This window comes from Novosphingobium organovorum (genome assembly GCF_022832435.1).
GTDB classification, from domain to species: domain Bacteria; phylum Pseudomonadota; class Alphaproteobacteria; order Sphingomonadales; family Sphingomonadaceae; genus Novosphingobium; species Novosphingobium organovorum.
The window spans coordinates 1-9,164 of the sequence record NZ_JALHLF010000126.1; the positions used below are offsets into that span (position 1 = coordinate 1).

The 9,164-nt window shown below is 69.6% G+C and carries 6 protein-coding genes and 1 pseudogene; 5 read left to right on the forward strand and 2 right to left on the reverse strand.

What is annotated here, in order from left to right; genetic code table 11:
• Both MTR62_RS18440 and MTR62_RS18445 read left to right on the forward strand, forming a co-directional pair.
• The coding region (locus MTR62_RS18440) for a tannase/feruloyl esterase family alpha/beta hydrolase (protein WP_244023691.1) at positions 1-1,664 on the forward strand (1,664 nt) is incomplete at its 5' end.
• A gap of 202 nt (positions 1,665-1,866) precedes the next feature.
• Positions 1,867-3,267, forward strand: coding sequence for an aldehyde dehydrogenase (locus MTR62_RS18445; protein ID WP_244023693.1), 1,401 nt, complete (start codon positions 1,867-1,869; stop codon positions 3,265-3,267).
• 84 nt (positions 3,268-3,351) lie between these two features.
• On the opposite strand, the gene MTR62_RS18450 is transcribed toward MTR62_RS18445, so the two are convergent.
• Positions 3,352-3,822 (reverse strand): MarR family winged helix-turn-helix transcriptional regulator, encoded by a 471-nt coding sequence (locus MTR62_RS18450; protein WP_244023695.1) that lies wholly within the window; start codon positions 3,820-3,822, stop codon positions 3,352-3,354.
• Positions 3,823-3,905: 83 nt separating this feature from the next.
• Between MTR62_RS18450 and MTR62_RS18455 the strand changes: the two are divergent.
• From MTR62_RS18455 to MTR62_RS18465, 3 genes and pseudogenes are all read left to right on the forward strand, one after another.
• A pseudogene (locus MTR62_RS18455) lies at positions 3,906-4,831 on the forward strand (p-hydroxycinnamoyl CoA hydratase/lyase).
• Between the two features lie 71 nt (positions 4,832-4,902).
• On the forward strand, positions 4,903-7,032 hold the full coding sequence (locus tag MTR62_RS18460; protein WP_244023697.1) for an acetate--CoA ligase family protein: 2,130 nt from the start codon (positions 4,903-4,905) through the stop codon (positions 7,030-7,032).
• A 101-nt stretch (positions 7,033-7,133) separates the two neighbouring features.
• On the forward strand, positions 7,134-8,447 hold the full coding sequence (locus tag MTR62_RS18465) for an MFS transporter (RefSeq protein WP_407672708.1): 1,314 nt from the start codon (positions 7,134-7,136) through the stop codon (positions 8,445-8,447).
• Here the strand turns inward: MTR62_RS18465 and MTR62_RS18470 are convergent.
• The coding region (locus MTR62_RS18470) for a LysR substrate-binding domain-containing protein (protein WP_244023701.1) at positions 8,444-9,164 on the reverse strand (721 nt) is incomplete at its 5' end. The genes MTR62_RS18465 and MTR62_RS18470 overlap by 4 nt on opposite strands.

Here is a 9,164-nt window from a genome sequence, read left to right on the forward strand (position 1 = left end):
CCAGCGCGCCAGCCGACGAACGCGAGGCGCAGTGCGCGCGGCTGGGCAGCCTTTCGGGCGGTCCGGTCCGGGGGCTGGTGGTGACCCGCAGCGCCTGGATCGAGGCGGGCTCGCGGGTCGCGACGCGCGAAGGGCAAAGCGATCCGCTGCCCGCGCACTGCCTCATCGAAGGCCATTTCGCCGAACACGAGGGGCGCATCGGCGGGCCCTATGCGATCGGCTTTCGCATGCGCCTTCCGGGCGCGTGGAACGGGCGCTTCCTGTTCCAGGGCGGCGGCGGCTCGAATGGGGTGGTGGGCGATGCGACCGGGCCCAACGGTCCGGGCAACCCGCTCGCGCTGGTGCGCGGCTATGCGGTGATCGCGCAGGATTCGGGGCATGACAACACCCGCAACACGCTGCCCAGCCATCAGAACGAGCTGGTCTTCGGGTTCGACCCTGAGGCCCGCGCCGATTATGGCCACGCCAGCCTGCCGCAGACCAACGCCCTGGCGCATTACCTGATGGAGTCCTTCTACGGCCGCGACAGCGCGACCAATCTCTATTGGGGCTGCTCGAAGGGCGGACAGGAAGGCATGGCCTTTGCCCAGCGCTATCCCGATGCCTTCGACGGTATCGTCGCGATGGCGCCGGGGATGTCCTTGCCGCGCGCCGCGCTGGCCGAGGCGTGGGATACCCAGGCGGTGGCTTCGGTGCTCACCGCGCGCGGGGAGCCGGTCACCGTGGCCGGGCTCAAGAGCGCTTTTTCCCCTGCGCAGCTCCAGCTCGTCGCGGATACGGCGCTGGCGGTGTGCGACAAGGACGACGGCCTTGCCGACGGGGTGATCGCCGCCGTCGGGCAGTGCACCGCACAGCGCGTCGTGCCGGTACTGCGCAGGCATCAGTGCACGCCGGGCGCATCCGGTTCGGCGGCCTGCCTCGAACCCGCGCAGATCGCCGCGCTCGAACGAATGATGGCCGGACCGCACGACAGCGCGGGCAAGCCGCTCTACGCTTCGTGGAGCTGGGACATCGGGCTTGCCGCACCCGGCTGGGCGATCTGGAAGACCGGACTGGTCGACGGGCCGCCCGCGCTCAACGTGCTGCTGGGCGGTGGCTCGCTCGCGGCGGTGTTCACCGCGCCGCCCACCGCGCTCGGCCCCGATCCCGAAAGCCGCCTCAAGTGGATGCTGGGCTTCGATTTCGATCGCGACGCAGCGCGCATCTACGCCGTCACCGCGCCCTACACCACCTCGCCCTGGCAGGATGTGGGCATGCGCTCGAGCGACCTGTCGCGTTTTCGCGGGCAGGGTGGCAAGCTGATCGTGCCCCATGGCGCGAGCGACCCGGTCTTTTCGGTGATGGACACGCTGGCCTGGTGGCGCGAGGTGGATGCGGCCAACGGCGGGCACGCGCAGGATTTTGCGCGGGTGTTCCCGGTGCCGGGGATGAACCACTGCTCGGGCGGGCCGGCGACTGGCCAGTTCGACAGCCTGACCGCGCTCGAACACTGGGTGATCGACCACCGCGCGCCCGATCAGATCCCCGCGAAGGCCGGTCCCGACACGCCCTTCCCCGGCCGTTCCATGCCGCTGTGCCCCTACCCGAAGATCGCGGTCGGCACGCGGGAGGGGGCGAGTGTCCACTACCAGTGCGCGTTGCCGCCGACCCGAAAGAGCGTCTGATCGAAACTGCGCGCCCGGCGCGCATCTGCCCGCGTCCTCCCGCGCTTCTTCCCGGCTTTTCGGGAGCGGCGCGGGGCGACGTGGCACCGTTCCGGCCCCGGCGGGCTCGTCTCCTTGCGCATATTGCTATTGATGATAGGTAAAACTTCGCTATCTATCATAGCGAAGTGAATCGCGGCCACCGAGCCGAGGGAGATCCGGGATGACTGAATTCGTGCGCCTCAATCCGCTGACCGGCGAGGTCGCCTCGCGCGCCAGGGCCATGCCTGCGGCCGAGATGGCCGCGCTTGCCGCCAGGGCGGCCGAGGCGCAGATCGCCTGGGGGGCGATGGGCCCCAACGCGCGCCGTGCGGTGCTGGTCAAGGCCGCCGAAGCGCTCGAAGCGCGCAAGGACGCCTTCGTCGAGGCGATGATGCACGAGATCGGCTCGACCGCGGGCTGGGCGATGTTCAACCTCACCCTCGCGGCCAGCATGGTGCGCGAGGCCGCCGCGCTGACCACCCAGATTTCGGGCGAAGTGATCCCCTCGGACAAGCCGGGGTGCCTTGCCATGGCGGTGCGCGAGCCGGTCGGCGTGGTGCTGGGCATCGCGCCGTGGAACGCGCCGATCATCCTGGGCGTGCGCGCCATCGCGGTGCCGCTGGCCTGCGGTAACGCGGTCATCCTCAAGGCCAGCGAGATCTGCCCGCGGGTGCACGCGCTCATCATCGAGGCCTTTGCCGACGCCGGTTTTCCCGAAGGCGTGGTCAACGTCGTCACCAACGCGCCCGAGGATGCGGGTGCGGTCGTGGGCGCGCTGATCGATGCGCCGGGGGTCAAGCGGATCAACTTCACCGGTTCGACCACGGTCGGGCGGATCATCGCGAAGCGCGCGGCCGAACATCTCAAGCCCTGCCTGCTCGAACTGGGGGGCAAGGCGCCGTTCCTGGTGCTCGCCGATGCCGATCTCGACGAGGCGGTCAAGGCCGCGGCCTTTGGTGCGTTCATGAACCAGGGCCAGATCTGCATGTCGACCGAGCGGATCATCGTGGTCGAGGCGGTGGCCGAGGCCTTTGCCGAAAAGTTCGCCGCCAAGGTCGCCTCGATGGCGACGGGCGACCCGCGTGAGGGCACGACCCCGCTCGGCGCGGTGGTCGATCGCAAGACCGTCGATCACGTCAACGCGCTAATCGGCGACGCGCTCGACAAGGGCGCGCGGTTGCTCACCGGCGGTCCGGGCGAGAGCGTGCTGATGCCCGCCACCGTGGTCGATCAGGTCACCGATGCGATGAAGATCTACCGCGACGAAAGCTTCGGCCCGGTCGTCGCGATGATCCGCGCGAAGGACGAGGAGCACGCCATCGCGCTGGCCAACGACACCGAATACGGCCTGTCCGCTGCGGTCTTCACGCGCGATGCCGCGCGCGGGCTCAGCGTCGCGCGGCGCATCCGCTCCGGGATCTGCCACGTCAACGGCGCGACCGTCCACGACGAGGCGCAGATGCCCTTCGGCGGGGTCGGCGCGTCGGGTTACGGGCGCTTCGGCGGCAAGGCGGGGATCGACAGCTTCACCGAACTGCGCTGGATCACGCTCGAGACCCAGCCGGGCCACTACCCGATCTGAGCGCGGGTCGGCGGCGCCAGCGGATCACCAGCGATGCTCACACACTCTCCCCCAGGCGCGTCCCCGAGCAGGGACCCGGCCCGCCTAGCGCCACAGCGCGTTGAGCGCGGGGACGAAGTGGTCGCGGTGTTCGGGCGGGATGCGCAGCATCAACGTCTGTTCGAAATCCTGGGTGATCGTTCGGACCCGCGCCAGCACCGCGCGCCCCGGTTCGGTCAGCACGATCGCCATCGACTTGCCGTCGAGCGGCACACGCTCGACCAGGCCGCGCGCGACGAGGCTGGAGATCAGCGGCGCCATGTTGGCCGAGCGAATGTCGAGCGCGGCGCCGATCAGGCTCGAGGTCATCGTCGAACGCCCGTCTATCAGCAGCAGGATCGAGGCTTCGGAAACGCGCAGTTCGACCTCGCCCAGCAGCGCGCCCAGTTCGGCCATCATTGCGTTGGCCGCGCGGCGCAGGGTGTAGCCGGGCAGGATTGCCAGCGGGTCGCGGGCGGCCTTGTCCGTGGCCGCCGGGCTCTCGGAATTGTCGGGATGGCTGGTCGGATCGACCAAAGGGAACCTCCGCAGGTTAGCGGCGCCTGAGCGCCTTTATAGCTATTGAATATAGTCAAGTACACAGATCGAGGAATATTGTCATGTCTGATCGCGCACCGGAAGATACCGTCTCCTACACCGTCGAGAACCGGATTGCCTGGGTTTCCTTCAACCGCCCCGAAAAGCGCAATTGCATGAGCCCCAACCTCAACCGGCGCATGATGGAAGTGCTCAACGAACTGGAGTTTCGCGACGATGTCGGCGTGCTGGTGCTGACCGGCGAGGGCACCGCCTTCTCGGCCGGGATGGATCTCAAGGAATACTTCCGCGAAAACGAGGAAAAGGGCCTTGGCGCCACCCGCCAGGCGCAGCGCGAGGCCTACGGCTGGTGGGAACGCCTGCGCTGGTACGAAAAGCCGACCGTGGCGATGGTCAACGGCTGGTGCTTCGGCGGCGCCTACGGCCCGCTGTTCGGCTGTGACCTGGCGGTGGCCGCCGAGGACGCGCAGTTCGGCCTGTCCGAAATCAACTGGGGCATCCTGCCCGGCGGCGGCGCTTCGAAGGTCATCGTCGAACTGACCGGCTTTCGCAACGCGATGTACCACGCGATGATGGGCGAGAACGTCGATGGCAAGAAGGCCGCCNCGCTTCGAAGGTCATCGTCGAACTGACCGGCTTTCGCAACGCGATGTACCACGCGATGATGGGCGAGAACGTCGATGGCAAGAAGGCCGCCGAATGGGGCCTGGTCAACGAAGCCGTCCCCGCCGACCAGCTCAAGGCGCGCGTCACCGCGATCTGCGAAGTGCTGCTGGGCAAGAACCCCACCGCGCTGCGCGCCACCAAGTGGGCGATCCGCCGGGTTGGCGAGATGACCTTCGACAATTCGATGGACTACCTCGTGCGCACGCAGGAAGCGGCCAACTTCTTCGATGGCGAAGGCCGCAAGGAAGCCACCCGCCAGTTCATCGACGACAAGACCTTCAAGCCGGGCCTGGGCGCCTACGACCTCAACAAGGCGCGCTGAACACCCCCTTGCGCGGGCCGTTCCCTAACGGCGGCCCGCGTCCGAATACCCAGCCGGGAGAGGCAGGAACAATGACCGATCAAACCCTTTCGCACGGCGCTCTCGCGCGCCTTCTCAAGCCGCGCTCGGTCGCCGTGATCGGCGCCAGCGACAAGCCCGGCGCGCTCGGCGCCTCGGTGCTTGGCAATCTGGATCGCAACGGCTTTGCGGGCGAAGTCTACCCGGTCAATCCCAAGCGCGAGACGATCGGTGCGCGCCGCTGCTACCCCAGCGTCGAAGCGCTGCCCGAAGGGATCGACGTCGCCGTGCTGGCGATCCCGCAGCCCGCCGTGCTCGACGCGGTGCGCGCGCTCGCCGCGCGCAAGGCGGGCGCGGCGATCATCTTCTCCGCCGGCTTTGCCGAAGGCGGCGAGGAGGGCAAGGCGCAGCAGGCCGAGATCGGGCGCATCGCGGCCGAGCACGGCATGGCGATCGAGGGGCCCAACTGCCTTGGCCTCGTCAACTACGTCGATGCGATCCCGCTGACCTTCGTCGAGACGCGCGCGGTTCCCCCGGCCGGACGCCGGGCGCTGGGCATCGTGTCGCAATCGGGCGCGATGGCCGCGGTGCTGGGCGCCACGTTCGGCGCGCGCGACCTGCCGATGAGCTATTCGATCTCGACCGGGAACGAGGCGGCGAGCGGGGTCGAGGACTATGTCGAGTGGCTGATCGACGATGCGGCGACGCAGGTCATCGCGATGATCGTCGAGCAGTTCCGCGGCCCGGCGCGTTTCCTCGCCGCCGCCGCAAGGGCGCGCGCGGCGGGCAAGCCGATCGTGCTGCTGCATCCGGGCAAGTCCAGCGCGGCGCGCGAATCGGCGGCGACCCACACCGGCGCGATGGCGGGCGACTATTCGCTCATGCGCCGCAAGGTGGAGCGCGAAGGGGTGATCTTCGCCGAGACGCTCGAGGAACTGGGCGACATCACCGAAATCCTCATGCGCTGCCCGGCGATGGAGCGCGCGGATATTGCGGTGCTGGGCGAATCGGGCGCGTTCAAGGCGCTGACGCTCGATCTCGCGGAGGAATTCGCGGTGCCGCTCGCCGCGCTCGACGATGCCAACGCGCCCGCGCTGCGCGCCGCTTTGCCGCCCTTTGTGCCGGTCAGCAACCCGCTCGACATCACCGCGCAAGGGCTTAGCCAGCCCGAGATCTACACCAACACGCTGGCCGCGCTGCTCGACGATGATCGCGTCGGCGCGGTGCTCGCCGGGATCATCCAGACCGATCCGGTGACGATCGGCATCAAGGCCCCGGCGATCCGCGCCGCGCTCGAAGGGCGCCGCGCGACCAAGCCGCTGATCTACGCCGGGCTCGACGAAGGCGCGCCGATCCCGCCCGAGGTGATCCTCGATCTGCGCGCGCGCGGCATTCCCTGCTTTCCCAACGCCGAACGCGTGATCCGCGCGCTGTCGCGGCTCGCCGCGCGCGCGCGGCGCGACCTTTCCCGCGCAGAGCCTGCGCCGACCCCGGTCGCGGGGCTGGCCGATCATCGGGGCGTGGTGGCCGAATATCAGGCCAAGCGCCTGCTCGGCCCGCTCGGCCTGGCCTTCCCCGAAGGCGGCTTTGCCGACAGCGCCGAGAGCGCGGTCGTGCAGGCTGAACGGGTCGGCTACCCGGTCGCGATGAAGGCGCAGGCCTCCGCGCTCGGCCATAAGAGCGATGCGGGGGGCGTGCTGCTCAACCTCGCCGATGCCGACGCGGTACGTGCGGCCTGGGAGCGCATTCACGCCAATGTCGCCGCCTATGACGCGGCGCTCGTGCTCGACGGGGTGCTGATCGAAAAGATGGGCGCGCGGGGCCTTGAGATGATCGTGGGCGGGCGCAACGATCCCGAATGGGGCCCGGTCGTGCTGGCCGGGTTCGGCGGGGTGACTGCCGAGATCCTCAAGGACGTGTGCCTGTTCTCGCCCGACATGACCACGGCGCAGATCGAGGCCGGGCTGATGCAGCTCAAGAGCGCGGCGCTGCTCGCGGGCTATCGCGGTTCGCCCGCGCTCGACGTGCCCGCGCTGGCGCGGCTCGTCGCGCAAGTCGGCGCGGTGCTGAGCGCCGAGCCGGACCTCGTCGAGCTCGATCTCAATCCGGTCATCGTCTACCCTCAGGGCGAGGGCGTCGTCGCGCTCGACGCCCTGATGCTGGTCGAACCCGCGCTGGCGTAAGGGCGGCAGAGGGGGCGCAAAAAGCCCCCTTCGCCCCCCCCTTTTCGCGTACCCGACACTGCAACGATCCTCAGGGAGAGGACCCTTTCGCGATGCCTGACATTTCCGCAAGCCCCATCGATCCGCGCCAGGTGCTGGCGGCAGCGCCGATGCGCGCGCGCCAGATTCTGGCGATCGGCCTGTGCGTCGCGCTCAACGCGCTCGACGGGTTCGACGTTCTGGCGATCAGTTTCGCTTCGCCCGGCATTGCCGCGGACTGGGGGATCGATCGTGCCGAGCTGGGCGTGGTGCTATCGATGGAGCTGTTCGGCATGGCGCTGGGCTCGTTCGTGCTGGGGGCGCTGGCCGATCGCGTGGGGCGCAAGCCCACCGCGCTGGCCTGCCTCGCGATCATGGCGCTGGGCATGCTCGGCGCGGCGCATGTCGGCTCGGTGGTGCAGCTGGCTGCGCTGCGTTTTGCGACCGGGATCGGCATTGGCGGGATGCTCGCCTGCACCAACGCGATGGTCGCCGAATATTCCAACGACCGATGGCGCAAGAGCGCGATCGCGATCATGGCGGCGGGTTATCCGGTCGGCGCGATCACCGGCGGCGCCTTCGTCAGCGCCTTCCTGCTGGGGGACAGCTGGCGCCATGTCTTCACTTTCGGCGGGATCGTCAGCGCGCTGCTGCTGCCGCTGGTCTTGCTGTTCGTGCCCGAAAGCGTGGGGTTCCTCGCGCGCAGCGGGCGGCCGGACGCGCTGGCGCGGGTCAACCGGGCGCTGGCCGGGCTTGGCCACGGCGCGCTCGGTGCACTCGCGATACCCGATGCCGGCACGGCGGCGAAGGCGGGGCTCGCCCGGCTCTTCGCGCCCGACCTCAGGCGCACCACGATCCTGTTGACGCTGGCCTATTTCAGCCACGTCATGACCTTTTACTACATCCTCAAATGGGTGCCCAAGATCGTCGTCGACATGGGCCATGCGCCCTCGGCGGCGGGCGGCGTGCTGGTCATGGCCAATGTCGGCGGACTGATCGGCTCGCTGGTGTTCAGCGCGCTGATTCTGCGGCTGGGCCTGCGCGGGGTGATGATGGCGGCGCTGGCGATGGCGGCGGTGATGGTCGTCAATTTCGGGCGCGGCGCGGCCGATCTTTCGGGGCTGTCGCTGGCGGCGGCGGGGGCGGGGTTCTTCACCAACGCGGTGATGGTCGGCTTCTATCCGCTGATTGCGGCGGTCTTCCCGACCGAGGCGCGGGCGGGCGGCACGGGCCTGGTCATCGGCGTCGGGCGCGGCGGCGCGGCGCTCGGCCCGGTGATCGCGGGCTTCCTGTTCAGTAGCGGGCTTGGCCTGCTGGGCGTTTCGATGGCGATGGCGTTGGGCTCGCTCGTCGCGCTGTTCGCCCTGCTGGCGCTGGGCCGCGTGCGCGGCGCCTAAAGCCGCTCACCTTCGGCCTCGCGGCACACCCGCTGGACGGTTTCGCGCAGCCAGCGATGCTCCGGATCGGCGTCCAGGCGCGGGTGCCAGAGCATCGAAATGGCGATCGCGGGCGTCGCGACGGGCAAGGGAAAGGACACAAGTCCATCGGCCGTATCGGCCGTGAGGCTCGTTTCGGGGACCAGTCCGACGAGGTCCGAACGGCGCGCGATGCGCAAGGCATCGGCGAAGGCCGGGACCACCACCGCAACCCGCCGGCTGAGCCCGAGCGGCGCCAGCGCGGCATCGACCGGCCCTTCGAACGCGCCCTTGCGCGAGGCGACGATGTGGCGGCAGGCGGCGTAGCGTTCAGGCGTGATCGGCGCGTCGAGCAGTGGGTGGCCGGTGCGCACCGCGCCCACGAACCGGTCGCGCCGCAGGAGCTGCGTGCGCACTTCGGGCGCGAAGGCGCCGAGCACCCCGATCTCCAGATCGACCAGCCCTTCGCGTAAAGGCGCGGCGTCCTTTTCGGGCTTGGGCGCGAAACGCAGCTGCACGCCCGGCGCCTCGCGCGCGGCAAGGGCGGCGAGCGGGGCGGCAAACCGCTCGACGAAGCCTTCGTTGGTGCGCAGCGTGAAGCGCCGCTCGAGCCTGGCGGGAACAACCACGTCCACCTGCGGGCGCAGCACGGCCTGGGCCGCACGGGTGAGCGCGTGAACCTCCTCGCGCAGCGCCCGG

Bases quoted from the DNA above. Each gene is read 5' to 3' on its own strand.
- MTR62_RS18445 (WP_244023693.1), top strand. From the start codon at position 1,867: ATGACTGAATTCGTGCGCCTCAATCCGCTGACCGGCGAGGTCGCCTCG.
- MTR62_RS18460 (WP_244023697.1), top strand. From the start codon at position 4,903: ATGACCGATCAAACCCTTTCGCACGGCGCTCTCGCGCGCCTTCTCAAG.